General features: G+C 57.2%; 23 protein-coding genes, 1 tRNA gene and 1 riboswitch. Of the genes, 15 read left to right on the top strand and 9 right to left on the bottom strand.

The features are described 5' to 3' along the window. Window positions 1-381: 381 nt before the first annotated feature. Window positions 382-455 (bottom strand) — tRNA-Arg (locus RCH87_RS05190). Between the two features lie 124 nt (window positions 456-579). Here RCH87_RS05190 and RCH87_RS05185 point away from each other — a divergent pair. From RCH87_RS05185 to RCH87_RS05150, 8 genes are all read left to right on the top strand, one after another. Beyond that, complete coding sequence (locus RCH87_RS05185) at window positions 580-2,832, top strand: cytochrome c oxidase assembly protein (protein WP_306515668.1); 2,253 nt, start codon at window positions 580-582, stop codon at window positions 2,830-2,832. A 58-nt stretch (window positions 2,833-2,890) separates the two neighbouring features. Continuing rightward, window positions 2,891-3,886, top strand: coding sequence for a GDSL-type esterase/lipase family protein (locus RCH87_RS05180; RefSeq protein ID WP_306515667.1), 996 nt, complete (start codon window positions 2,891-2,893; stop codon window positions 3,884-3,886). A gap of 182 nt (window positions 3,887-4,068) precedes the next feature. Then, window positions 4,069-4,647 (top strand): single-stranded DNA-binding protein, encoded by a 579-nt coding sequence (locus RCH87_RS05175; protein ID WP_306515666.1) that lies wholly within the window; start codon window positions 4,069-4,071, stop codon window positions 4,645-4,647. A 131-nt stretch (window positions 4,648-4,778) separates the two neighbouring features. Further along, a complete protein-coding gene (gene ettA, locus RCH87_RS05170) occupies window positions 4,779-6,449 on the top strand; it encodes an energy-dependent translational throttle protein EttA (RefSeq protein ID WP_306515665.1) in 1,671 nt (556 codons plus the stop codon). A gap of 59 nt (window positions 6,450-6,508) precedes the next feature. Further along, window positions 6,509-7,069 (top strand): thioesterase family protein, encoded by a 561-nt coding sequence (locus RCH87_RS05165; protein ID WP_306515664.1) that lies wholly within the window; start codon window positions 6,509-6,511, stop codon window positions 7,067-7,069. Continuing rightward, window positions 7,069-7,827, top strand: coding sequence for a hypothetical protein (locus RCH87_RS05160; protein ID WP_306515663.1), 759 nt, complete (start codon window positions 7,069-7,071; stop codon window positions 7,825-7,827). The genes RCH87_RS05165 and RCH87_RS05160 overlap by 1 nt, the downstream gene beginning before the upstream one ends. A 210-nt stretch (window positions 7,828-8,037) precedes the next feature. Then, window positions 8,038-9,162 (top strand): DUF418 domain-containing protein, encoded by a 1,125-nt coding sequence (locus RCH87_RS05155; RefSeq protein WP_306515662.1) that lies wholly within the window; start codon window positions 8,038-8,040, stop codon window positions 9,160-9,162. A gap of 35 nt (window positions 9,163-9,197) precedes the next feature. Beyond that, window positions 9,198-10,124 (top strand): trypsin-like serine protease, encoded by a 927-nt coding sequence (locus RCH87_RS05150; protein WP_306515661.1) that lies wholly within the window; start codon window positions 9,198-9,200, stop codon window positions 10,122-10,124. Between the two features lie 101 nt (window positions 10,125-10,225). Here the strand turns inward: RCH87_RS05150 and RCH87_RS05145 are convergent, their stop codons facing one another. The 3 genes from RCH87_RS05145 to thiC form a co-directional block, all read right to left on the bottom strand. Next, window positions 10,226-10,966 (bottom strand): Fic family protein, encoded by a 741-nt coding sequence (locus tag RCH87_RS05145; protein ID WP_306515660.1) that lies wholly within the window; start codon window positions 10,964-10,966, stop codon window positions 10,226-10,228. Next, a complete protein-coding gene (locus tag RCH87_RS05140) occupies window positions 10,966-11,193 on the bottom strand; it encodes a hypothetical protein (protein ID WP_306515659.1) in 228 nt (75 codons plus the stop codon). The genes RCH87_RS05145 and RCH87_RS05140 overlap by 1 nt, the downstream gene beginning before the upstream one ends. A 127-nt stretch (window positions 11,194-11,320) precedes the next feature. Further along, window positions 11,321-13,243: a phosphomethylpyrimidine synthase ThiC gene (thiC, locus tag RCH87_RS05135; protein ID WP_306515658.1), complete on the bottom strand. Its 1,923-nt coding sequence runs from the start codon at window positions 13,241-13,243 to the stop codon at window positions 11,321-11,323. After that, window positions 13,231-13,343, bottom strand: a riboswitch (TPP riboswitch). Its footprint overlaps the gene before it by 13 nt. A gap of 265 nt (window positions 13,344-13,608) precedes the next feature. Between thiC and ald the strand changes: the two genes are divergently transcribed. Continuing rightward, the gene (gene ald, locus RCH87_RS05130) at window positions 13,609-14,697 is read left to right on the top strand and encodes an alanine dehydrogenase (RefSeq protein WP_306515657.1); all 1,089 of its coding nucleotides are present in this window, start codon (window positions 13,609-13,611) and stop codon (window positions 14,695-14,697) included. A 182-nt stretch (window positions 14,698-14,879) separates the two neighbouring features. On the opposite strand, the gene RCH87_RS05125 is transcribed toward ald, so the two are convergent. The 4 genes from RCH87_RS05125 to RCH87_RS05110 form a co-directional block, all read right to left on the bottom strand. Then, the gene (locus tag RCH87_RS05125) at window positions 14,880-15,947 is read right to left on the bottom strand and encodes a hypothetical protein (protein WP_306515656.1); all 1,068 of its coding nucleotides are present in this window, start codon (window positions 15,945-15,947) and stop codon (window positions 14,880-14,882) included. A gap of 214 nt (window positions 15,948-16,161) precedes the next feature. Beyond that, window positions 16,162-17,013 (bottom strand): hypothetical protein, encoded by an 852-nt coding sequence (locus RCH87_RS05120; protein ID WP_306515655.1) that lies wholly within the window; start codon window positions 17,011-17,013, stop codon window positions 16,162-16,164. A gap of 146 nt (window positions 17,014-17,159) precedes the next feature. Next, a complete protein-coding gene (locus tag RCH87_RS05115) occupies window positions 17,160-17,666 on the bottom strand; it encodes a globin (RefSeq protein ID WP_306515654.1) in 507 nt (168 codons plus the stop codon). Further along, the gene (locus RCH87_RS05110) at window positions 17,647-18,696 is read right to left on the bottom strand and encodes a mechanosensitive ion channel family protein (protein ID WP_306515653.1); all 1,050 of its coding nucleotides are present in this window, start codon (window positions 18,694-18,696) and stop codon (window positions 17,647-17,649) included. Before RCH87_RS05110 ends, RCH87_RS05115 begins: the two co-directional genes overlap by 20 nt. A 137-nt stretch (window positions 18,697-18,833) precedes the next feature. Here RCH87_RS05110 and RCH87_RS05105 point away from each other — a divergent pair, with 137 nt between their 5' ends. Continuing rightward, window positions 18,834-20,072 (top strand): cystathionine gamma-synthase, encoded by a 1,239-nt coding sequence (locus RCH87_RS05105; protein ID WP_306515652.1) that lies wholly within the window; start codon window positions 18,834-18,836, stop codon window positions 20,070-20,072. 45 nt (window positions 20,073-20,117) lie between these two features. After that, complete coding sequence (locus RCH87_RS05100) at window positions 20,118-20,849, top strand: SDR family oxidoreductase (RefSeq protein WP_306515651.1); 732 nt, start codon at window positions 20,118-20,120, stop codon at window positions 20,847-20,849. A gap of 56 nt (window positions 20,850-20,905) precedes the next feature. Here the strand turns inward: RCH87_RS05100 and pepN are convergent, their stop codons facing one another. Further along, window positions 20,906-23,461, bottom strand: a complete 2,556-nt coding sequence (pepN, locus tag RCH87_RS05095; protein WP_306515650.1) for an aminopeptidase N — start codon at window positions 23,459-23,461, stop codon at window positions 20,906-20,908. A 259-nt stretch (window positions 23,462-23,720) separates the two neighbouring features. On the opposite strand from pepN, the gene RCH87_RS05090 reads away from it, so the two are divergent. From RCH87_RS05090 to RCH87_RS05075, 4 genes are all read left to right on the top strand, one after another. Next, window positions 23,721-24,332 (top strand): DsbA family protein, encoded by a 612-nt coding sequence (locus tag RCH87_RS05090; RefSeq protein WP_306515669.1) that lies wholly within the window; start codon window positions 23,721-23,723, stop codon window positions 24,330-24,332. Window positions 24,333-24,334: 2 nt separating this feature from the next. Continuing rightward, the gene (locus tag RCH87_RS05085; protein ID WP_306515649.1) at window positions 24,335-24,625 is read left to right on the top strand and encodes a hypothetical protein; all 291 of its coding nucleotides are present in this window, start codon (window positions 24,335-24,337) and stop codon (window positions 24,623-24,625) included. A gap of 138 nt (window positions 24,626-24,763) precedes the next feature. Then, window positions 24,764-25,243: a ribose-5-phosphate isomerase gene (locus tag RCH87_RS05080; RefSeq protein ID WP_306515648.1), complete on the top strand. Its 480-nt coding sequence runs from the start codon at window positions 24,764-24,766 to the stop codon at window positions 25,241-25,243. Window positions 25,244-25,301: 58 nt separating this feature from the next. Further along, on the top strand, window positions 25,302-25,490 hold a 189-nt coding region (locus tag RCH87_RS05075; protein WP_306515647.1), incomplete at its 3' end, for a PspC domain-containing protein.

The raw sequence follows: 25,490 nt of genomic DNA, 5'->3' as shown, positions 1-25,490 counted from the left end.
GGGTGGGGAAGTGCCATGGGGCTCCTTAACGATGCGCGCTCACCGCAGTGGCGGGATAAGGCACACCGGGGGAGTCGCTGTTGCGTAGCTGTTTTGGGGTCTTGTTGGGTTCAACCCTACCTTGGTGCGTAAGTAGCGCGGGGCCGGAGATGGTGGTAATGGCGCTTGCTGACGGCAAATACTTCTTTTATCGCGGGATACGCGACAGAAGTGTGGGTTAAACGCCAAAAGTGTGTCTGGTCGGGGCGCCGACCAGCGTATTGTGTCTTTTTTACAAATAGGCCACCTGAAACCGGCCATTTTCGTTCACTATTTGTAAAAAAGACACCATAGACGTGATTACCGGCAGACATGATTGCCGACGATGGGGCAAGCGGGTAGTGCCCCCAGCAGGATTCGAACCCGCGACCGACGGGGTAGAAACCCGTTGCTCTAATCCACTGAGCTATGGAGGCCGGTAGATCGCGCCCATGAGCGTCGACCCGCATGAAAACTATACCGGATGCTCCGAACAAGCGACAATGCTAGTCACTTCACACCGGTTCAGAATCCGCAGCGATTGGTTGTAGGTTAGAGCCTATGGCTACCCCGACCTCACGCGTGCGATCGACCTGGCCCTGGTACCTAGCGATGCTGCTGACCGCCGGTTTAGCAGCCGGCATTATCTCCGCACAGTTCCTCGCGGAGTCGTTGGCAGCGCTCGGAATCCCCGACCCAGGCATGATCACCACCTTCGGGCTGCCGTTTTTGCGTGCGGCCTCCTGGATTCTCGTCGCACTCGCCGTCGGTTCTTACCTGCTCACGGCGTTCCTCATTCCACCGCGTATGCCGGAACCCGCAGCCGATGATCCCACGCCGAACTCCGGCCTTGCCCAAGCCCGACTCAGCGTCGACGGGCACTTGGCCGCACGCACGGGCGCGCTGAGCTTGCTCACCCTCGCCGTCGTCGCGCTGGCGATGGTCTCGATGACATTTTCTGATGTCTCCGGAACCCCGTTTTTCAATACCTTCGGGCATTGGGATGTCGCGCTCAGCCAAGTAGCAGAGGCAAAATCCTGGCTGATCATGTCGCTGCTGGCAGCTATCGTCGGCATCGTCGGCCTGTTTGCGCGCCGCTGGACGATGCAACCGTTGCTGCTGGTTGGTGCGGTGATCACCGTCGTCCCGCTGGGTATGGAAGGCCACTCAGCCTCCGGTGGCGACCACGACTGGGGCACCAACTCCTACCTATGGCACCTGGTCTTCCTGGTGCTGTGGATCGGAGGGCTGACCGCCCTGATTGCGCACTCGCGCCGCCTGGGTGAACACCTCGAACTCGCCGTGCGCCGCTATTCCTCCCTGGCGCTATTCGCCGCCGCAGTGATGGCAATTTCTGGCATCGTCAACGCCGCATTGCGCATCGGCCCGCACCATCTCTTTACGACGAATTACGGCTGGATCATCACCGCCAAAACCGTGCTCACCCTCGTCCTCGTGGGACTGGGTTGTCTGCACCGCACCCGCAGCATCCCGCAGCTGGCACAGCGCCCAGTCGTATTCCAGCGCATCGCTATTGTCGAAGTGCTGGTGATGGCATTGACCGCTGGCATCGCCGTCACCATGGGCCGCACCCCGCCACCGGCACCGGACGATCCGAACTTGTCGACGATGGAAATCACCGTCGGCTACGACATCCCGTTCGAACCGGACATCCTCAATGTCTGGACCATTTGGCGTTTCGACGTCATGTTCAGTGCACTCGGCATTCTGCTCGCCGTCGGCTACCTGTATGCGGTGCGTCGTGCTCGTCGCGCCGGGCATTCTTGGTCGTCGGGCCGCACCGCCTGGTTCTTGCTGGGTTCGTTGGGCTTGGCAGTGATCATGAGTTCGGGCGTCGGCATGATCATCCCGGCGACGTTCTCGATGCACATGATCGGCCACATGCTGTTGTCGATGACTTTCCCGGTCTTCCTGGTGCTCGGTGCGCCGCTGACGCTGATCATGACGGCGTGGGAGCCTGGCGAATACGGCAAACCCAACCTGCATGATTGGACTCGCGCGTTCTGCCAGTCCCGCGGGCTGCGCATTATCACCTATCCGCCGGTGAACCTCGCGCAATTCATTTTCGTGTTCTATGCGCTGTATCTGAGCTTCGACTGGTACCAGGCTGCGATTTCGGATCACGCCGGTCACGTCATCATGAACTGGGCGTTTTTGGTTTCTGGTTATTTTTATTTCTGGGAAGTCATCGGTGCGGACCCACTGCCGGGGCGCAAACAGCCGCTGGTGCGTTTGGCGTGGCTGTTTTTCTCCATGCCGATCCACCTCTACCTGGGCGTTTATATGATGCAGCTGACGGATATTCTGGGCGAGCAGTTCTACGCCTCCATCGAGCTGCCCTGGGATATTGATTTGCTTGCCGATCAGCGCGTGGGTGCCGGTATCGGCTGGGCCGCAGGCTCGTTCCCGTTGATCGTCGTCTTCGGTGAGCTGTTTCGCCAGTTGTTTACCTACGACCGCGAACAGCAACAGGCCATTGACGCGGAGATGGACCGGGTTCCTGATCATGAGCTTGACGACGAGCGAGCTGGCAGTGCTGACAACGAGCAGGGCAACGCAGCTTTGCGTGCATACAGGCGAGCCGACGATGCTGACGATGAGCGTGCGGGCGCAGCTGTGCATGCACAGGGGAGCGTCGATGACGCTGCCGAATCAGCTGATGAATCTGGTAACGCCTTAGATCTCTATAATGAAATGTTGGAAAAGATGAGCCGCGGCGAGCACATTGATGATGATTATCATGAATCTGAGATGCGTCAATCGCGCTTCCGGAAGGACCGGGGTCAGAGATAGGCCCCATCATTCCTAGGTGTCCACGGCTGTTCGCCCTAACCTTCAAGGAATTTTTATCATGAAAAGGCGCCCGTTTGCGATCGTGCTGAGCGCGCTCGCTACTACCGTACTGTGTGCGATGGCTGCTACTCACTCAGCAGATGCGTCATCGTTGACGGAGCTTTCGAGCTCCAGTTCTAGCTCTTCATCTGAGGATGGCAGTTCCGCGGGTGGTGCCGGCAGTGAACGGGTTCATCACGGTTCAGGAAAACAGCTGATTACCATGGGTGATTCTTTTACCGCTAACGGGCATGCTCGTGGTTTCCGTTGGCAACAGCGGGGCGTGCCAGAAGAATCGCTGGGCTCTTCATCCCAATCCAGTGATTCCGGCCGTGGGTTTGTCCGGCAGGTTGAACTGGGGCTGAGTGGCTGCGGGCAAGATCCGCAGAACTGGCCACGCCAGTTGGCGGAAATGACCGGGCGGAGCTTGGCCGACTATTCCTGTAACGGTGCTACTTCCCGGAAGGTTATCGAGCACCAGTTTGAGCAGGCTATACGCGATGGCAGTCTCGGTCCAGCTACCGAGGAAGTCGTTATTTCCGTAGGCGGGTTGGATCCGTGGAGATTCCACCTCTCTGACTTGCGCAATCCGCCGCTGCCATACCCGCAGGCAATCATCGATCGCTATAAAGGGCGAGTAGCTGATATCACTCGTCATGTGCATGAGGTGGCACCGAATGCCCAGGTGACGGTCCCGTCGTATTTGAGCGTTTCTTCCCCGCAGGGGCATATGTGCTTCGTTAACGTCATCCCGAATCAGCCGCTGGGCTTCGTGGTTCCGGGGGCGCAGCACGTGGAAGCAGCGTTGGCGAATGTGCAACGGGAAGCAGCACTTCAGGCTGGCGCGCGATTCGTTGATGTCCGTTCTGCCACCCGTGATCATCACACGTGCGCACCTGATGAACAGCGTTTTGTCTCTGCACTCGTCATTGACACCACCGCGCCAAAGCACACGATGACGATGCACCCGACGATTAAAGGTTCACACGCGATTGCTGCTGAACTAGCAAAATAAGTGCATGGTGGGCAAATTGCGTGCCCGCGATTGCCGCTAGGTTGTGGATAACTAGGTTTATCCACAACCTAGCGGCTTCGTTCGTTGTGGTGGCAAATGATTTCCCAGACAGTAGGTGTTACCAGCGCAATTCGCGTTGGATAGTTCGAGACCTACCGAAGTTTTGTGGAAGGGGAAACATCATGTCCCAACATCAGATTTCCATCACTGGCCGTATCACCCAGGAACCAAGCCTGCGTCGCGTAGCAGGAGGCAATTGCGTGCTTGATTTGCGCGTGGCTTCCTCGCGCTCTGTGCGTGATGATGAGCAAGAATCTGGCTGGCGTGATTACGACAACCTGTTTCTAGACGTTGAAGCCTGGGGGCAGTTGGCCGTTAATACTGCTTCTAGCCTGCGCAAAGGCTTTCCAGTGCTCGTCGTTGGCTCATTGGTGACGCAGGAATGGGAAGATGCCGAAGGCAATCGTCGTTCCAAGGCGGTGCTCAAGGCCACACACATTGGCCCGGATCTGTCGCACTATGCCGCGGCGCTGACGAAACGCAAAGCTGACCGAGATGACAGTGGCGCGCCGGTGCTCAATGTTGAAGGAGTCGTGTTCGACCACGATGCCTTGGCTGGTGCTGGCACAGGCTCTGGTTCTGGTTCTGGTTCTGCACAGCAAGCAACGAGTTCGGCAGCGCCGGCGAACAAGGGTGGGTTCACCGATGAGTCAGCCACCCCGTTTGGTGAACAGTCAGCAGCAACCGTGGCAGCGAATTAGCGCTGTACTCATCGTGGGGTATTAGCAGCCTGTATCGTGCGGGATCAGTGATGGGGCGGGTACGAAAGTCATGTATTCTCGTCAGAGATAAAGATTTCGTGTCGTTCCACCTAATTTCGCGAAGGGGAAATATGGGCGAGTTCATCTATACGATGAAAAATGTACGCAAAACCGTGGGTGACAAAGTCATTCTTGACGATGTCACCATGGCTTTTTACCCTGGCGCAAAAATCGGCGTCGTCGGCCCGAATGGTGCCGGTAAATCCTCGATCCTGAAGATCATGGCCGGGTTGTCGGAGCCTTCCAATGGTGAAGCGTTCTTGGATCCGGGCGCGACCGTCGGCATTCTCCAACAGGAGCCACCGCTGAACGAAGAGAAGACTGTGCGCGGCAATGTTGAAGAAGGCCTCGGCGAGATCTTCGAGAAAAAGCAGCGCTTCGAAGCCATCGCTGAAGAGATGGCCACCAACTACACCGACGAGCTCATGGAAGAAATGGGCAAGCTCCAGGAAGAACTGGATAATGCGGATGCTTGGGAAGTTGATTCCAAGATCGAGCAGGCCATGGAAGCGCTTCGCTGTCCGCCGTCGGAAGAACCTGTCACCAACCTTTCTGGTGGTGAGCGCCGTCGTGTGGCGTTGGCGAAACTGTTGTTGTCTGAGCCGGACTTGCTGCTTCTCGACGAGCCAACCAACCACCTGGATGCGGAGTCGGTGCACTGGCTGGAAAAGCACCTAGAAAACTACCCAGGTGCTGTGCTGGCCGTGACCCACGACCGCTACTTCCTGGATAACGTTGCCGGCTGGATTTGTGAGGTTGACCGCGGCAAACTGCACCCGTATGAAGGCAACTACTCGACCTACTTGGAGAAGAAGCAGGAACGCTTGCAGGTTGCCGGTAAGAAGGATGCCAAGCTGCGCAAGCGCTTGAAGGATGAGCTGGAATGGGTTCGTTCCGGTTCCAAGGCCCGCCAGGCGAAGAACAAGGCTCGTTTGGAGCGCTACGAGGAAATGGCTGCCGAGGCCGAGCAGTACAAGAAGCTCGACTTCGAAGAAATCCAGATTCCAACCCCACCTCGTTTGGGCAACAAGGTTGTCGAAGCTGAAAACCTCACCAAGGGATTCGGCGATCGTACCTTGATCAAGGATCTGTCTTTCACTCTGCCACGTAACGGCATCGTCGGTGTGATTGGCCCTAACGGTGTTGGTAAAACCACGCTGTTTAAGACCATCGTTGGTTTGGAAGAAGCCGACGGCGGCAAAGTCACCGTCGGTGAGACTGTGCAGCTGTCGTATGTGGACCAGAACCGTGAAAACATCGACCCAGAAGCGACCGTTTGGGAAGTTGTCTCCGGTGGGCTGGACTATATTCACGTCGGCCAAAACGAGATGCCTTCACGCGCTTACCTGTCTGCCTTTGGTTTCAAGGGACCAGACCAGCAAAAGCCGTCGAAGGTGCTCTCCGGTGGTGAGCGTAACCGCTTGAACCTGGCGTTGACGCTGAAAGAGGGCGGCAACCTGATCCTGCTCGACGAGCCGACTAACGACTTGGACGTCGAGACCCTTGGTTCTTTGGAAAATGCCCTGGAGAAATTCCCGGGTTGTGCGGTAGTCATCTCGCACGACCGCTGGTTCCTGGACCGCACCTGTACCCACATTCTGGCTTGGGAAGGCAATGTGGAAGAAGGTCAGTGGTTCTGGTTCGAGGGTAACTTCGGCGATTACGAGAAGAATAAGATCGAGCGCCTCGGTGAGGATGCAGCGCGTCCTTCCCGTGTGACGCACCGCAAGCTGACCCGCTAAGGCTTCCAACACCTCCACTTTGCGTGGCGAGCATTCTAGAAAGGTTTCCTAGGTTTTCTATGGCGGATAACCCGGCAATTCACCAGTATCACGTGCCACTGCGGTGGTCCGATTTCGACCGCTATGGGCATGTGATGAACGCCAATTATGTGGAAATCGCGCAGGAGGCCCGCCTGGCGTACAAAGAGGCCTACTTCGATCCGAACGGGATGGAAGATTTCGCTGCTTTCGTGCGCAAGCTTGACTTGGATTTCCGCAAACCAATTGAGCCGGAAGGCAATTCGGTGCTGTTGGTGGAATCCCAGGTCGTGGAGGTCGGGAATTCTTCGTTCGTCACCCGGCAGGAAATTAAAGATAAACATGGTCGCACCGCGTGTGTGATCGAGACCGTCTCTGTGGCAGTCGATATGGATACCCAGATGCCACGCCCGCTGACCGAACAAGAACGCGACATCATGCGTTTGGAATCGACCTTGGCTAAAGAGGCGGACCGTGCTATTTCGCGTAGCTCGGGTGCTGGAGCTGCCGGGGCTGCTGGCAGTGCTGGAGCTGGCGGCGGGGCAAGCCACACAGGCAGCGATGAGATTAGCTACGACGACGAGATTGGTTACGACGACTAATGTCTGAATCCCTCGAAATCACAGCAGGCGGGCCGGGTCTGCGCGCACTCCTATCGCGTGCCGTCGGCCTGGATGCCAGCGCTTCGGCCAGGTTTCGGGTGCTTTCCACCGATGGTGATGGTGGCGACCTCATCGACGTTTTCGTTACCACCCCGTTTGACGTGGTTGCTTGCCGACGCATCAAAGGCACCGTATCCCGCGATGGGGCAGTGGTGGCAGCGAGTACGCTGCTGCACAGCCTAGAAACCGAGCAGACCCACCTGGGGCCAGCCCGCGATACCTCCTGGCCGGGCGCGCTCCCTCCAACACAAGGCTTCCAGCTCGTGGATAACCTGCCTGTTCACGTCGTGCGTGAACTCGCGGATAAAGGCCGTAACCTGGCGCGACAGTTTTCTGGACCCATGGGCCCACCACAAAGCTTGCTTAATCAAACCGTGCTGACTGTACACCCCGGCAGTAGCGACGAGCACGCAGACGCTGCTGCCAGCGAACTCCCAGGAAACTCTGCGGGAACCGAAGCAAACAGTGAACCAGCGTCAACCGGCCAGACCGAAAGTTCTGCAGCCCACGCCGGGGAAGAAGTAGAAATCCCGATGCGGATGATTTTCGCCTGCACGAATCTAGGGCTCATCCCAGGGTTTTCTGCACCCATGGATATACCGCGCCACCTGCGGGTTTCGGCCAACGGCCGGTGGTCGCGCGTCGACGCACCATTTGGCAGCGTGTACCATTCACGCGGTTTATCGGTGCTGTTTTAACAACGAGCACCAGCAGTGTGGCTGGCGCTGGGAGCGTCGACAAGCAGACTGCTGCTCGCAGCTTTGGCCCAGACATGGAATGCCGTTCACGTTATTTTCACAGCGTGAGCGGCATTTTTGCGAGTTAATCAACCAGCGGTCAGTAACCTCTGGGCAAGCAGTACGAAATAATGCAAGGTATTTTCAGTAATAGCTATTACCGTGGTGCTCATGCCAGATACTGCCCAACATGACACCGCCGTTACCGGACGCATCATTGGAATTGATATTGCCCGCGGCATCGCCCTGCTAGCGATGATCGTTGCGCACTTGTACCCGCTCAAAGGTTTTGCCGGAGCTTTCCTTGAAGGTTTCCCTTCCGCTTTGTTCGCGGTACTTTCCGGAATCTCGATGACCATCATATTCAGCAAGCGTGGAAGCGTCGATGTTTTTATTCGCGGCGTCATCCTCGTCATCATCGGAATCGTGGTCACCCCGTATGCCGGAACCATCATCGTGGTGCTTAAAGCCCTGGGTATCGGCTATATCGTGTTTGCGCTGCTACAGATCCCACGTTGGCGCACTTCGTGGGTTGCCACCGGGTTCGTGGCATTGCTTGCAGCATCTGGCGTCGTGCGCGTGATAACGCTGCACATTACTTTGCACGCGTTGTTCCGTGAACCGTATCCCATCATGATGTGGTTGGCATACATGGCAGCAGGCGTGCTCTTCGCACACTGGTTGCGCAATCGTAACTGGCACGTGGAACCGTACGAGACCTCCGGGTTGCTCACGGCAGCCATCGGCATCGTTGTTGCGGTGCTCGGGGTGCTTGCCCGGGATGTGGTCGACTCAGCTTATGCAGTGGCGACACGCAACAATCTGGGCATCGCGGTGCATGGTTTCTTTGATGCGAAACCACACAGCGGTGGGCTTGTCGACGGCCTGGCCACCATCGCCGGATCACTCGCGATTATTCTGCTGTGCCTGTTGCTCTTCCGCACGGATCGCTGGGTATTCCCGCTCAAAGCGATGGGCTCGATGGCGCTGACAGTGTATCTGGGGCATGTGATCTCTGCGGGCATCGTTAACAGAGGGCGCATCGCCACGCAGTACCCGGAGCTTGCGATCACCACGATCGTGGTGGCAGTTGTCGGCACCAGCCTGTGGGCCATGTTCTTTAGGTACGGTCCGCTGGAATATGTGCTCAGCAAGATTGCCCGTGGAGCATCAGACGGCGTCGACAAGCTACGTGGCAAGCAACGCCCAACAACCTGCGAGCAACGCTCGGCAACCGGCGATGCTGTTACTGCTACCGCAACTGCCACCGAGTCAGCTGCGCACGCTAATAATTAATCCGAAAAACACAACCGAAAAGAAAGAAGCCAAAAATGGCACGTTCTACAGCTTCCAAAAAATTCCGCATGCTCACCATCGGTGCCCCTGTGCTGGCAGCCGCGGCAGCTCTGGCCTCTAATGCTCCGGCACACGCGCTGATCAGCGACCAGTTCGCTGAGGATTCCGTGCACGCTAACGCGGTGGTCTCGGAACAGATCGGTGACGACGGCGATGAGGACGGCAACTGCACCGGTACCGCTGTCGCGGAATACTGGGTTGTTACTGCACGCCACTGCCTGGAAAACTCCGAGACCCCAGGCGGCAGTATCCGTGTTGGTCAGGGCGATGACCAGAAGCGCGTGAAGGTTGCTGACTGGTACAAGGCGCCCGCTGGCGATATCGGCCTGATCCGCACCGCCGAACCAATCGGTTTGAAGGAATACCCGGAGATCATGCAGGAAATCCCTGATCAGGGCGCAATTGAAACTTACGGTTGGTCCTCGGAGGGCACCGGTAAAACCAAGCAGCTGCCGAAAGCCGACGGCAAAATCACCGAGCTGAACAACTTCGCGCTGTTTGGCGGTGAACAGGCAGCGATTGCCCGCCTCGACAACGATGCGGAATTCCAGCAGGGCGATTCCGGCGGACCAGTCTTCATGGATGGCAAGCTCTACGGTGTGTTGTCGGCGGCTTTCAACCCGGACAACCCAGAGGACACCACCTCACCAGAGTCCATCGTCGCCCCGGCCGCTGAAAGCTACGACTGGATGATTCAAACCATGACGGAGCAGTCGGAATCCGTAAGCTCTGATGAAGCGAATGTCTCACAGGGCGATAACACCTCGTCGACGGACAGCTCTGCGGCTGCGGATTCTTCGGACGACGGTTCCAGCAACACCACTTGGCTGATGTTGGGTGGTGCCGCCGTACTGGTTGCCCTGGTGATTGGCCTGGGTATTGTGCGCAAGCCAAAGAAGTAGGGAAATAGGGCAGTAATTGGAGCAACTAGTGTGCTTCCGAGGCACCGGCCTGTCCTGCTAGGTGCTGCCCAATTACCTAGTTGCCAGCTGCCCAACTGGCCCTAGTTTAGCGGCATAATCGCTTGGTCGAGGACATCGGCCAAGCGATTATTGCTGCCGGTTGCTTGGCTATAAAACCGCGCGCGAACGAAATCTTCGCGCAGATTCGGCCGACCTGCTGCGGCTTGTTGCCGCATGGTGGCATCATCTCTGACGGCAAAGCGTTCCGTGTCGATGACGAAGCCAGCGTGCCGACACAGTTGCTCGAAGAAAATGAACTGCGTACGAGTATTACCTTCACGAAAAACGTGGATGACGTTCAGTTCGCCCCAGATTTCGGCGAACTCGCGGACGAACTCGGGCTTTTCCAGGCCGCGCAAATAATTCTTTTCGGCTAGCCTGCGGTATTGTTTGCGGGCATCCTCGTGCATGATTTCCGTGCCCGGATAATAGGTAAAAGCCATCGTCGGATTGTCTGGATCATCCGGGTGCAACACGTTGGGGCCTTCTTTGGTCATCCACCCGTGCGGGCCGACGCGCGGCACTCCAGCCCAGTCGTACACATCCTGGAAGATATAGCCGTGAATGGCCTGCATGTGTTCGTAATCGAAGTTGCCCTCGATGGGGTTGGCTTTAAGCTCAGCCATACGAACTGCGGAGGCAAATTCTTCCATCTCACGTAATACGTCAGGATCCGGCTCACCGTAAGGTTTATCCGGCCCGCGGAATTTATTACGTACTACCTTGCTTCCAGGAATGTAGTAGTCTTCCCAGTTTTCATAGCCCCACCCGTTGCCCGACATTAGCGTTTCTTCAGGTAGTCCAAGCCTCGACGGATGGCTTCGTCTCCGGTGAGTTCTCCGGTTGCGACTAGACGACGCAGCTCACGAAGATGTGGGTCGTGCAGTGAGTGCCCTGCTGCGCCCAGGGCTGCATCCGACAATGCTTCGGCCTCGGTTAAGTCAGGCGCGGCGTCGGCAGTATTTGCAATCGAATCAGCAGAATCGATGCGTGGTAAAGGTGCAGACATAAGAAAACCTCCGAGTGATCGTGCAGTCTAGTTTACCCGATGGGCACCCAGAAAGCAGATGGTTTACTCGGAGGTTTTCCCAGCTTAACGCCGGTTTATATCCCGGTAACGCGGGAGTTAAACCTGACTACCGCCCCGGCACGTAGCTGCCTTCGTGCTGGTACAGTTCGGAGCCTTGCTCGCGGAATTCCTGGGCTTTTTCTTCCATGCCCTCTTCCGCTACTTCCTCGGCAACCGCGTTAGTTACCGAAGCGTCTTCGTCCGCAGAGCCACAGCCGCAACCACCGGCATCACCGTGAGCTGCCCGACCATTGGCCTCCGCCACGGCAGTGGCAACATCGTCGTCGACTGGCTTCTGGAAGGCCGGCATACCCAGATCCGCCATGTCATCGCTGAAGGCATCGCGGATGTCCTGGCTGATGCGCATGGAGCAGAACTTCGGACCACACATCGAGCAGAAGTGCGCCGTCTTCGCTGGCTCGGCAGGCAGCGTCTCGTCGTGATAGGCCTGCGCGGTATCCGGATCCAGCGACAACGCGAACTGGTCGTGCCAGCGGAACTCGAAACGTGCCTTCGACATCGCATCGTCCCACTCGTGTGCGCCGGGGTGACCCTTGGCGACGTCAGCTGCGTGCGCAGCCAGCTTGTAGGTGATCACACCGGTTTTCACGTCGTCACGGTTCGGCAAACCGAGGTGCTCTTTCGGGGTGACATAACACAGCATCGCGGTGCCACCCATCGCGATATTGGCAGCGCCAATCGCGGAGGTGATGTGGTCATAACCAGGGGCAATATCGGTCACCAGTGGTCCCAGCGTGTAGAACGGCGCATCGTTGGTCCACGCCTGGGCGTGTTCGTTGTTGACCTGAACCTTGTCCAGCGGCACGTGGCCTGGGCCTTCGACCATGACCTGCACGTCGTATTCCCACGCGCGCTGGGTCAACTTACCGATGGTCTTCAGCTCTGCGAACTGCGCGGTATCGTTCGCATCGGCGATAGAACCTGGGCGCAGGCCGTCGCCAAGCGAGAAAGCGATGTCGTAGCGGGCGAAAATCTCGCACAGCTCGTCGAAGTTCTCATACAAGAACGATTCCTTGTGGTGCGCCAGGCACCAACCCGCCATGATGGAACCACCGCGGGAGACGATGCCGGTCACGCGCTTGGTGGTCATCGGGATATACGGCAGCAGCACACCGGCGTGGATGGTCATATAGTCCACGCCCTGCTCGGCCTGCTCGATGACGGTATCGCGGAAGATCTCCCAGGTCAGATCCTCGGCAACACCGTTGACCTTCTCCAGCGCCTGGTACATCGGCACGGTACCGATCGGCACTGGCGAGTTGCGCAGGATCCACTCACGGGTGGTGTGGATGTCATCGCCGGTGGACAGGTCCATCACGGTATCGGCACCCCACCGGGTAGCCCACCGCAGCTTGGAGACTTCCTCTTCGATAGAGGAAGTCACCGCAGAGTTACCAATGTTGGCGTTGATTTTGGTCAGAAACTTCCGGCCGATGATCATCGGCTCGGATTCTGGGTGGTTGATGTTGTTCGGGATAATCGCACGGCCGCGAGCGATTTCGCTGCGGACGAACTCCGGGTCGCAGTGTTCGCGCAGCGCCACGAACTGCATTTCCTTGGTGATGATGCCCTGGCGTGCGTAGTGCATCTGGGTGACGGTTTTGCCTTCTTTGGAGCGCAGCGGCGGGCGGGATTCACCTTTCCACTCCTGGCTAGCAGCACCACGGCGTTGTGCGGAGCGGCCGTCGTCGGCAAGATCGCGTCCACGGCCGTCGTACTCTTCCACATCGTCGCGGTCCTTGATCCACTGCAAACGAAGTGGCTTTAGCCCACGGTGCACATCGGCCTGCGGGCCACGGGTGCGGTAGACGCGGAATGGTTTGTTCGGGCCAGTGGGAGAATCATCAAGCTGGATCTCAGTTTCTGGAACTTCCAGGTCTCCCTCGCGGATCGGGGAGTAGGAGTGCTTGAAGTGAATCTCATCTTCGGGGGCAGCGGTGTGCGCGTCATGGTTCGCCACAGTGCCCACCTCCTTCCTACGTTGGTACTAACCAACAGGTTCGAACGGTGCTCACGCGGTTTTAGCGTGATCTCAGCCCTGTACCAGCAGGGCACCCGTGTGTGGTGCAAATGCTTGTCGACGGTTGCGGCGTGCCATTTTCCACAGCCAAATCAGTCACAGAAGCAATCAGGTTAAAACCCAATCATTGTAGTGATGCTGGTTAAGTAAAACTGTGGTGCATTCCGCAATCCGGTGTATTCAGCCTACAACACGTACCCTGGGGTTAGGCAAAGAGAATTCACTGCACCAACCCCGCGTTGAATTCTCGTTATGCACGCCTGAGGCACGAACATGCACGAAGCAATCAATGTAACCAGAAAGAGGTTTCAGCCATGAAAATTGGTGTTCCCGCGGAGATCATGAACAGTGAAGGCCGCGTCGCCCTCAGCCCAGCCGCCGCTCAAGCGCTTGTCGACGACGGCCACGAGGTACTGATCCAGTCCGGCGCTGGTGAAGGCTCGAGCTATCTCGATAGCGATTACACCGACCGTGGTGCCAGCATCGTCGATACAGCTGCTGATGCTTGGGCTGCCGAGATGGTGCTGAAGGTGAAAGAGCCTTTGCAGGAGGAATACCAATACCTGCGCGAGGACTTGCTGCTGTTTACCTACCTGCACTTGGCTGCTTCGCGTGAGCTGACTGACGCGCTCGTCGAGGCCGGCACGACCTCATTGGCATATGAGACTGTGACCGATAAAAACGGCGCCTTGCCGCTGTTGACCCCAATGTCGCAGGTCGCGGGCCGTTTGGCGGTGCTGGAAGGATCGCACCATCTGCTGTCGCACCACGGTGGCCGTGGCGTGCTGCCTTCGGGCGTTCCGGGCACCAAGGCAGGCCGTGTCGTCGTGATCGGTGGTGGCCAGGTCGGTGCTTCTGCAGTGGCGATGGCTCATGGTCTACGCGCAGAAACCACCGTGCTGGACATTGATGCTGGTACTTTGGCGCGCTTCGATGATCAGTACGCCGGTACCGTGCGCACACAAATCTCTGATCCGGTGACTATCGAAGAGGAACTGCTGGAGGCAGACCTGGTGATCGGTGCTGTGCTGGTTGCTGGTGGTAAGGCGCCGAAGCTGGTTTCGGAGGATCTGATTAAGCGCATGAAGCGCGGTTCCGTGTTGGTGGATGTCGCTATTGACCAGGGTGGTTGCTTCGAGCCTTCCCGTAAGACCAGCCACCAGGATCCTGTGTTCCGCGTTGGTGATGCGTTGATGTACTGCGTGGCGAACATGCCTGGTGCCGTGGCTAATACTTCGACGCGTGCGCTGACTTCTGCGACGCTGCCTTATATCCGCGCGGTTGCTGCTGGTGGGGTGGATCAGGCTATTGAACGTTTCCCAGGTTTGGCTGCTGGCTTGTCGACGCGTGACGGCAAGCTGATTTCGAAGCCGGTGCGTGAGGCCTTCGACTGGAAGGATTAGTCGCACCAGGCTGCTGTATTGCCGGTTCGCTGCTTAAGTTTTTGGGCAGCGGGCTGGCTTTCTTTTTAGCGATTAACCCTCTGAACATGCGAAAACGACCCCGACCGAAATTGGTCGAGGTCGTTATTTCTGCGCTTTTAGCTACGTGCTTCACGACGCAGCCTGAGCCGCTCGTGTAGTTTTTAGGCTACGAAGCGACGACGTGCGAAGAATGCAACAGCGCCGAGCAGTGCCATAACAGCAACTGCAGCCATGCCGCGAGCAACGGTGTTGTTACCGGTCTCTGCAGCCATACCACGTGGGGCAGCCTTGGTTACGCCAGTGGTGTCGACGTCAGCAGCCTTGCCAGCTTCAGCTGGGTTAGCCTTGGCAGCGTCGGTCTTTTTCTTGATGTCATCGCCGTGCTCTTTGCGGAGCTCGTCGGACTTCTTCTTCTCTTCTGCGGTTGGCTCAGCGTTGACGCGGTCCTTGGACGGAACCAGGGTGTGGCCATCCTTGTTCAGGAAGTACCATACGCCACCGATCAGAAGACCCAAGCCAGCCAGACCTGCGAGTGCAGCACCGGTGTTAGAGCTCTTCTTGGATGGGTCGGTGGTTTCCGAAATCTCGCAGATCTGGGTGGCATCTTTGATGTCACCGCGCGCGGTGTTCCACAGGTTGCGGTCCTTGACGTAGAACGGGGTTTCACCGGTCTCGTTGAGGAAACAGGTCTGGCCGTTGAATTCCTTGGTCTTAGGCAGTGCGCCGAACTCGCCGTCGATGGCAGGGTCAACGTAGCCCAGGATCTTGTTCGCTGGAACCTGTGCACGTGGGGTGTTCCACAGTGCGGAATCGCTGACGTAGAAAGGCTCGTCGCCGGTCTCGTTCAGGTAGTAGGTAACGCCATCGACAACCTTGGTCTTAGCTGGAGCGCCAACTTCTTCGCCCTCGTTGTTAGTGGCAGGAGGGTTTGTGTCGGTCCCGGTTACATCGTTATCTGGGTTTGCATCGGCTGCAGTTGCTACGCCGAGTACGACTCCAACTTGTTCAGCTTCTGGGCGTGGGCTGTGGATGTGGGTAGGATCGCTAACGTAAAAAGGTTCGTTTGGATCTGTTGTGTTCAGATAACCAGTTTTGCCATCAAAGTCTTTAGTGGCTTTTGGTGCGGTTATGTGTGTCTCATTCTCCTGTGCCTCAGCGACAGGCAGAGAGGACAGGGACAGGGAACCTGCCATCAGGGCGGCGATGGCGAGCTTGGTTGGGTTCTTCATAGGATGCTCCTGGGAAAGGCTTGGGTACAGAACCAAATGCTGCACAGGATGATTTTGCAGCTCGGATATTCACATTAGTCACATCCCTCACTTCCGCAAGCCAATTATTCGGGTGAGCTTAGTGGAAGCTGGGAATAGGGGTGAAATTTAAATGGTGTAATTCTGTCGATATTGAAGACAAAAATCGGATTTGGTACTAGAGGTTTTCTGTACCCTATGGCAGTTGCGAATCCTCCGCAGGGGCTTCCACGCTTTCGTTAAATTCTCTTTCACCTGGGTATTCCGGGGCTGGATCGTCCATGGCAGGCTGTGGGGCGTTGTCCGTCACGCCTTCGTACTGCCAACCAACCACTGCGTTGCGCACTGAGGTTTGCAACAGAGGCTGCACACAACTAATTGTCAACAATCTGCCGGGGGTAGCCGACTCGCCCCAAATTTTTGGGTCATCCGCCAACAGCTCTTTTTGCGGTGAATGCATATCGGTGGCGCGATACACCAGCCACTGATCACCAGAAGTAGCCGTGCGCAAATACAAAGTGTCACCGATTTCCACTTTGTGCTCGTCATTACCGCCGTCGTAAAGTTCATCGAAGACGCCCGAAACCCCGGCGCCCGTGTGTCCAGCGATCACTACAATGTCATCCGCGTCCGTGCCCGGCAGGGAATACGGCCGATCATCCGCGGTATACGTGCAGGCATAATCCATTGTTGCCGGGTCAATAGCGCCATCTTTGACGCGGCAGACTTCTTCTTCAAAAACCGCATACATATCAAGCTTCGGCACCATCATCTCCAGTGCAGGCGAGGGCTCGATATGCACCACCGGCTCGGGCACGATCTCTTTCGCTACTACCTCATCAACTTCTTCTTGCGACGGGCGCTCAATCTGGCTGGCACCAAACACCGTGCCTACAAGCACCAAGAGCACAGTCAGAACTGTTCCAATGCCAACACGCTTGGGGTTTTCCCGGGCAAAAACCGCGACCTCATTGGAATAAGCCACGGCCTTTTCCACTGCAGGCGAACCACCGGACGATTTCGCGTGGCGGGGGCGGTGTTGAGACATGATACAAAGCTCCGGAAAAGAAAAAGCGGGCGAGAATATGGTTAATGCTAACCATATTCTCGCCCTGTGACTATTCCACGTCGCGAGTAGGCGGTGAGAGCCTTGCGCTGCCGTTGCTACAAAGACTCGACGATTGGCTCTTGCTATTACTGCAGACCCAAATCTCTGCGCACTATCCCCAGATCAGGTTGTTGTTCTGGCACCGAATGATCGGGCATATTGCGCAACATATACGCCAGTTTCTGCATGTGATTCCAGATCGCAGCTCGGAATTCTTCCGGGATGGTTTCTTCGTCAATCTGCTCCAACGAGCGTCCCATCAGTTCGAGCCAACGCTCCGCTGCAGCGGTATCAATCGGAAATTCAGCATGGCGCATGCGCAGCCGGGGTGCCCCACGACGCTCATTAAATAACTTCGGCCCGCCCCAAAACTGCACTAAAAACCACAATAAGCGGTTACGCGCCCCGGCGAAATCCTGCTCCGGGTACATCGGGCCTAAAATTTCGTCGTCCGGGACCTGCGAGTAGAAACCATCGACAAGCTTTTCAAATGTCTCCATCCCGCCGACGGCCTCGAACACTGAACCAGGACGCTGGCCGGTACGGATGTCCGGGTTGCTGCGGTGGCCGGGATTATTGCTGTGCGCGTCCAAGTGGTTCGCCTCCCGGGCCAGCAATGCCGATGCCGTATGGGTATGGAGTCTTGATGCCAGCCTCAGCCAGCTCGTTCATGATCAAACCGTTCATCACGCGCATGACGTGCCACTGCTCGCCAGGCATGGTGATGACAGAAACGCGGTAGGAGAGGTAATCCGGGTTGAACTCCGAAGCACCTTGAATTTCTGGAGCTTCCATAATTTCGTTGGCGCACCGCTCGTCGGCAGCAGCCTTGGCCATGGCTTCGGTAAGCACTTTCCAGACCTTGTTTTGGTCGTTGCTGTGGCTGACCGGAATCTGGAAACGAGCGATCGACCAGTCGCTGGAGTGGTTAGCAACCTTCAAAATCTCGCCGTTACGCACGTGCCACAACGCGCCGTCGATATCGCGCAGGGAAGTGATGCGCAGCGAAATCTCTTCGATCTCGCCCATGGTGCCATCGCCCAAGTCGACGACATCGCCGATGCCGTACTGGTCTTCGATCAGCATGAAAATACCGGACAGGAAGTCCTGGACCAGCGATTGTGCACCAAAACCAAGGGCGACACCGACGATACCTGCGGAAGCAATCAGTGGGCCGACGTTAATGCCGACAACGTCCAAGATCGCGATGACGGCCCAGACCCAGACAAAAATGGCGACGGCGGATTTTGCCACACCGGAAAGCGTCTTGATACGCGATTTCCGGCGGTTCTCCCGCGATTTTTCCATCAGCCGGATCTGATGCATCTTCTCCGGATCAGGCTCTGGCACCTCATGGCTGTGCTTCGATTCGGCCTGACGCTCCGCAGTCTTCTTGCGGCCCTCTTTCATGTTGTGGTTGGCCAGCTTGTTGATGGCGCGCACCAAAATCCAATGCGCCAGCAACGCGAAGAGGATAATCAGGCCGATATAGATCGGGCGCTGGAACAACCAGGCTTGGGTCTCTGGGTTATTCCACCAATTGTTGACAGTGTTCACTGTTTCTTCGGCAGAAGGCACCGAAGGAACAGAACTCGATGCTAATTGAAAAATATTCGTGCTCATCTCATCCTTAAATCTTTGCTTTGGCAATCGATTTCCGCTGCAACTTTGGCCATCTTACGGGTTTGGGCTGTAAGTTTCCTGTGAGAGCCGCGGTGATTTTCGCAATACAAATCGCGCATGTGGTTTATGGTGGAGCTATGAATTCACCTGCCGAAAATAACTTGACCCCACACCGGATTCCCGCACCGGATTACCCGGCTGCGCACCACAAACTTACTGCTGATGCTAAAGCGGATTACCTTAAAGGATTCAGCTCCGCGGCTATTCACGCCGGCTACGAGCCAGACTCACACATTGGTTCCGTCAACGTCCCGATTTATGCCTCCACCACCTATGCCCAGGACGGCCTGGCCAGCCTGCGCGGTGGTTTCGAGTACGGTCGCGTAGCCAATCCAACCGTACGAAGCCTGGAAACCACTCTGGCTGCGTTGGAAAAAGCGCCGTATGCCCGTGTGTTTTCCTCAGGCATGGCAGCCACCGATACGCTGCTACGCATCCTATTGCGCCCCGGCGATCACATGATCTTGGGCAACGACGCCTACGGTGGCACCTGGCGCTTGATTGAATCCGTGTTCAAACCCTGGGGGATCGACTATAGCGTCGTCAATACCTGCGACGTTGAGGAACTCGCCGGTGCTATCCGCGAGAACACCCGCGTGATCTGGCTGGAAACCCCCACCAACCCAGCACTTTCCATCAGTGATATCTCCGCCATCGCCGAGGTCAAAGGTGGCGCCTCCCTGGTGGTGGACAACACCTTCGCCTCGCCATACCTGCAAAACCCGATCAGCCTGGGTGCCGATCACGTGCTGCACTCCACCACGAAGTATCTGGGTGGACACTCCGACGTCGTCGGTGGCGCAGTGGTAACCGCAGATAAAGATGTCGATGCTGAACTGCTGTGGTTCCAGGGGGCCGTCGGTTCTATTGCCTCGCCATTCGACGCCTACCTGACTACCCGAGGCATCAAGACGCTTTCGGTGCGTATGGATCGCCACTGCGATAACGCAGAAAAGATCGCGGAGTTTTTCAACTCCCGCCCAGAGATCAAATCCGTGCTCTATCCGGGCCTTGCTGATCACCCAGGCCATGAGACTGCGACTAAGCAAATGAAACGCTACGGCGCGATGATGTCGGTGCGCTTCCACAGCGAAGAAGCCGCTAAACAATTCTGCTTGAACACCACGTTGTTCTTGCTGGCGGAATCTCTCGGTGGCGTGGAGTCCCTGGTAGAACACCCCACCAGCATGACTCACGTGTCTGCCGAAGGCTCCGAGCTTTCCCCACCGACGGACTTGGTTCGCCTGTCCATCGGTATCGAGGATATTGATGATTTGATCGCCGACCTCACCCACGCCCTGGACAAGCTGGACTAAGTGATTCGACGCTCACAGCGCGAACGAAGACAGAAAGGAACCTGTATGACTACGCAGCAACAACCAGAGTCCGCTCAACCACGCAAGGTTGCCGTCGTCACCGGCGCCACCGGCGGCATGGGCCGCGAGATCGCCGCCGATCTTTCGCGTGACCACCACGTCTATGCGTTGGGCCGCAACGAAACCGGGCTAGAGGCGCTGTCTGCCTGCGAACACATCACGCCGGTTGGCGCAGATCTGGTCGCTGAATTGCTTGCCGACGACGCCCAACCCGGCGAGCAGCTTGCCGAAGTACTCGCACTCGAATCTGTTGACGTGGTGGTACACGCAGCGGCAATCGCGGAGAAAAAATCCGTCGACGATGCCACCCCGGCCGATTGGCGCAAACACTTCGATATTAACGTCTTTGCAGCCGCGGAACTGACCCGTCAGCTGCTGCCTGCATTACGCAAAACCGAAGGCGATGTCATCTACATCAACTCCGGTGCAGGCCACGGCGGCCACCCCAACAACGTCGTCTACGCCGCAACCAAGCACGCGCTGTATGCCGTGGCCGATTGCCTGCGCAAAGACGAACGCGAAATCCGCGTGACCACTGTCGCGCCGGGCCCTACTGATACTGCGATGCTGGAAGGGCTGATGGGGGACTACAACGCCGAGCACATGATCGCCCCGGCAGAAGTCGCCCGCGCCGTTCGTTCGTGCGTGGAAGCGGGCCCAACCACCCAGTTCACTGAACTGCGGGTGCGCCCGCGCATTGAGCTAGCCGACCGCTAAGCGGGCCCGGCTCGCAGAGCCCGGGCGCGCGGGATGCGTGTGCCCGGGCTCAGCGTTTATTCGCCGCGGTCGATGCGCTGGTTGCGCATCGCACGGGCGGTACGATCGCGGCCTTCCAAAACCAGGCGGCGCAAACCGGAAGGCAGCTCGGATTCCAAGAATTTATCCGCGCGGGCGATGCCGTCGTTGGTCTTATCCCAGAACGGGTAGGTGCCAGTCAGTACAGCCAGCGCCATTTCTGGCGAGAACTCTGCCCAGACCTGCTTGGCATCAGCGAAGTATTCCTCATTGAACTGCTGCAAGTGCGGGGCAGCGCCGGTGAAGGCCAGGCCAGCCATCTTGAAGCGTGCCTCCAGGTTGCCCAGCTCACCGGTGCGCAGCTCATCCCACACGCGACGCTTGTTGTCGTCGCTGTTGATGGCAGCTTCTGCCTCCATGGCAGACTGCGCACCGGACGACGTTTTATCCTTTTCGCGCTGTGCAGCGACCTCTTCGCGCACACCGTCGGCGTCGCCAAGCGCACCGTCGGCAGCCAACGCAATCAGCGCTTTCCACCGCAGGCCGGCATCATCATTATTCGCCAAGATCTCGCGCAGGAAGTCGCGGGTTGCATCAACCAACGGCAGATGTGACAGCGACTTGGTGAACACCAAGCTGCGCTCATCGTCGCCATCCTGGGCTGCGGTGAGGAAAGCTTCGCCGAGTAATTGCGCGCCTTCAGTCTTCGCCCAATCCTGGTCGGCATAAGCGGTCAGCGCGGTCACAGCCTGGCCAGTGATGCGCTCGAGTACGGCCATCTCGGTTTCAGCCTGGGCACCGCGGGCAACCAGCTGCACGAAATCGCGTGCCTTCAGGCTGCCGTCGCGGGTCATCTCCCAGGCGGCCGACCAGCACAAAGTACGTGGCATTGGGTCAGCGATCTTATCGATGTGCTGCAGCAATGTCGCCAGCGAGCGCTCATCGAGTTCCTGCAGGCAGTAGGTGAGGTCATCGTCATTGACCAGCACCAGGTCCGCCACCGGTGCGCCGATTAGCTCGTCGACGTCGGTGAATTCGCCGTCGATATCTAGCTCAACGCGCTTGGTGCGCACGATTTTCTGCGTTGTCTCGTCGAAGTGGTACAAACCGACGGCGAGACGGTGCGTGCGCAGAGTCTCACCTGCCTGGTGCACTGCAAAGGAGGTATAGGTTTTGCCGTCGTCGGCAGTGCGTGCAGAAAGGGTGTTCACGCCCGTAGTCTTCAGCCATTGCTGCGCCCACCAACTCAGATCGCGGCCAGAGGCATCTTCCAAGTGGCCCAGCAAATCTTCGAAGGTGGCGTTGCCGAACTTGTGGGCTTCGAAGTGGCGGCGTACGCCTGCAAAGAATTCTTCGCGGCCCACATATGCCTGCAGCTGCTTGAGCACCGAGGCGCCCTTGGCGTAGGTAATACCGTCGAAGTTCTGCTCGACGGTTTCGATATCCGAGGCGTCGGTAGAAATTGGGTGCGTCGTCGGCAGCTGATCCTGCTGGTAGGCCCAGGACTTTTCGATATTGGCAAAGGTGACCCAGGCGGTATCGTACTCAGTTTCTTCTGCTTGCGAGATTGCCGCAGCCCAGGTGGCGAAGGACTCGTTGAGCCACAAATCATCCCACCACTGCATGGTCACTAGGTCGCCGAACCACATGTGCGCCATCTCGTGCAGGAAGGTGTCGGCACGGCGTTCGTACTGGTAATGGGTGGCCTTGTTGTGGAAGACGAACTCGTCGCGGTGCGTGACGCAGCCCGCGTTTTCCATCGCACCCATGTTGAATTCTGGGCACAGCACCTGGTCGTACTTGCCGAATGGGTAGGCGATGCCGAAGTTGCGATGATAGAAATCAAAACCCTGCTTGGTCTCAGTGAACAGACGCTCGGCATCGAGGTATTTGGCCAGCGATTGGCGACAGAACAACGACATCGGCACGGTGATCTCGCGTGCTTCCTCGCTGGTTTCTGGGTGCGCTGTGAGCTCACCCGTCCATTCGTCGCTGACCTGGTAGTAGTGGCCGGCGCACACAGCGATCAAGTAAGTCGAGAGCTGATAACCGATGCGCGAGTTCCATTCACGCGAATCGCCATTATCGGTAACCGTGGAGGTTTCGTTGGTGATGACAACCCAATCACTCGGGGCAGTGATGGAGAAATCATAGGTGGCCTTCATATCTGGCTGGTCGAAGCATGCCAGGATGCGCTTGGCGTCGGCAGTCTCGCACTGGGAATACAAGTAGACGCGATCATCGGCTGGATCGACGAAGCGGTGCAGACCCTGTCCGGTACGTGAATACGGGATGCGTGCGGTGACATCGACGCTGTGACGGCCAGGCTCAAGCCCCTGCAGGGGGATGCCCTTTTCCGCGTCGTAGGCGGTATCTTTTTCAGCGCCGTCGATAAACAGCTCCACGAGTTCGTCGGCACGCAAATCCAGGAAAGTATCTGCCTGCTGGCCCTCGCGGACTTCGAAATCCACGACGGTGTGCGAAGTGAAGAATTTCTCGGAGATCGTCAGGTCCAGTGCCACTTTGTAGTTGTGCACCTTGATCTGCTGTGAGCGCTGTTGTGCCTCGTCGCGCGTCAGGTTAAGAGAAGTCACGGAATGAATTACCTTTCTTCTGTGTTGTAGTAGTTGTCGTAGTTGTAGTAGCTGTGGCCTGGGCCGCAGAACTATTAGGTCATGAAGTTGTTCGCACCCAGCTTAATGTCTCCCTAGGATGGGTGTTGGCGGTTTCGCTGAATGACTGCGACAAATGCACATGATCGCCCATGAACTGGGCATCGTGTGTGGCCAAGTGCGTGGTCAATTTTCCCCGGATGCAGAAGAATTCCCGAATAAAAAATTTAAGGAGAACACAATGGAAACCGTACGTTTTTGGTTTGATGCTTCCTGTCCGTTCGCATGGCAGACTTCTCGCTGGATGAAAGAAGTCGAAAAAGTCCGCGACGTGCAGGTCGAGTGGATGCCGTTTTCTCTGTCCGTGTTGAATGAGGGCGCGGATATTCCTGCCGATTACGCCGAGATGATGAAGGCCAACTGGGGCCCAGCCCGGGTTGCTGCCGCGTTGAAAGATCAGCACCCTGACAAGGTTGATGCCTATTACACGGCCTTGGGCACCTTGATTCACAAGCAAGGCAACGGCGGTCAAAAAGGCTACGGCGCTTACGACGATTTGATCGTGCAGGCTTTGAAAGACATCGACGCCGACACCGAGCTGGCGAAACTGGCAAATAGCGACGAAGTTGATGAGAAGCTGCGCGCATACCATCAGCAGGCCATCGACTTGGTCGGTGATGATGTGGGAACTCCGGTACTGCAATTGGGTGATGCGGCGTTCTTCGGCCCAGTTATTACCCGTGTTCCAGAGGGCGAAGAAGCCGGGGAACTTTTCGACGCCGCGCTGCGTTTAGGACAGTACCCATACTTCTTCGAACTGAAACGTTCCCGAACTGAAAACCCACAGGTGTAACCATGTTTGGTACTTTTATCACTTCTCTGATCATTGCTGTTCTGGCTGGTGGCGTGGCCTTTTATTCGTGGCGGCAAAACTCGATGGTCGCATTGGCCTCGGCGGCCGTGTGCTTAATCGCCTCTGTCATCGCCGTGATTACAGGCTTGGCCTCGACTGTCGCCATCGTCTTTAAACTGCTGCCATGGCTGCTGCTGGCATTGGGCATTTGGTTGGTTTATCGCATGTTGACTAACCGTAACTCCGATGCTGGTGCACAAGCTGATACCCCGGCGCAGCGTCCAGCGCGTTAAGCGCTGATGCGGTAAGCGTGAGCACTGTGCCTCGGCGCCTCCGTACGGTGGAGTCAGTGCGGTGAGCTAGTGCAACGTACTACCGCCACGCTTAAGAATTAGCCGTCTGGTTTCTCCCAGGCGGCTATTATTGTGTGTATGCGCGTTTATCTTGGAGCAGACCACGCAGGTTTTGACACGAAGAACCTGATCAAAGAACACCTGAACAAAGCTGGATATGAGGTCGTCGACTGCGGTGCACACACTTACGATGCCGACGACGATTACCCGGCATTTTGCATTGACGCTGCAACGCGCACCGTCAATGATCCGGGCTCGCTAGGCATCGTGCTGGGTGGTTCCGGCAACGGTGAGCAGATCGCAGCTAACAAAGTAGAAGGTGCGCGTTGCGCTCTGGCTTGGTCGCCAGAAACCGCACGCTTGGCACGCGAGCACAATAATGCGCAGCTGATCGGAATTGGTGGGCGCATGCACTCGGAAGAAGAAGCCCTGCAGATTGTCGATGCCTTTTTGGACCAAGAATGGTCGGCTGCAGAACGCCACCAGCGCCGAATCGATATTTTGGCGGAATACGAGCGCACCGGTGTAGCACCGGAAGTGCCTGGGAATCGTTGTTAAAACAGACGTTCTTAGCACAAATAGTGGCATTTCGCCTTTTGAGGGAGGACGGTTGCTTATGACTTACCCCGGAAGCAAGTGGCACCGCACAGATGAAGGTAAGCAAATAGCAGGAGTCTGTGCAGGCGTAGCGGAAACGTATGGAGTTAAAGCCGACACTGTGAGGCTGATTTATCTGCTGGCTCTGCTGGTTGAACTGGCCCCCGAAAGTTGGACTGGTTTAATTCTAGGCGGTTTGGGCTTCAAG

The organism is Corynebacterium sp. (genome assembly GCF_030826625.1).
Taxonomy (GTDB): domain Bacteria; phylum Actinomycetota; class Actinomycetes; order Mycobacteriales; family Mycobacteriaceae; genus Corynebacterium.
This window is presented reverse-complemented; position numbering and strand designations above follow the sequence as displayed.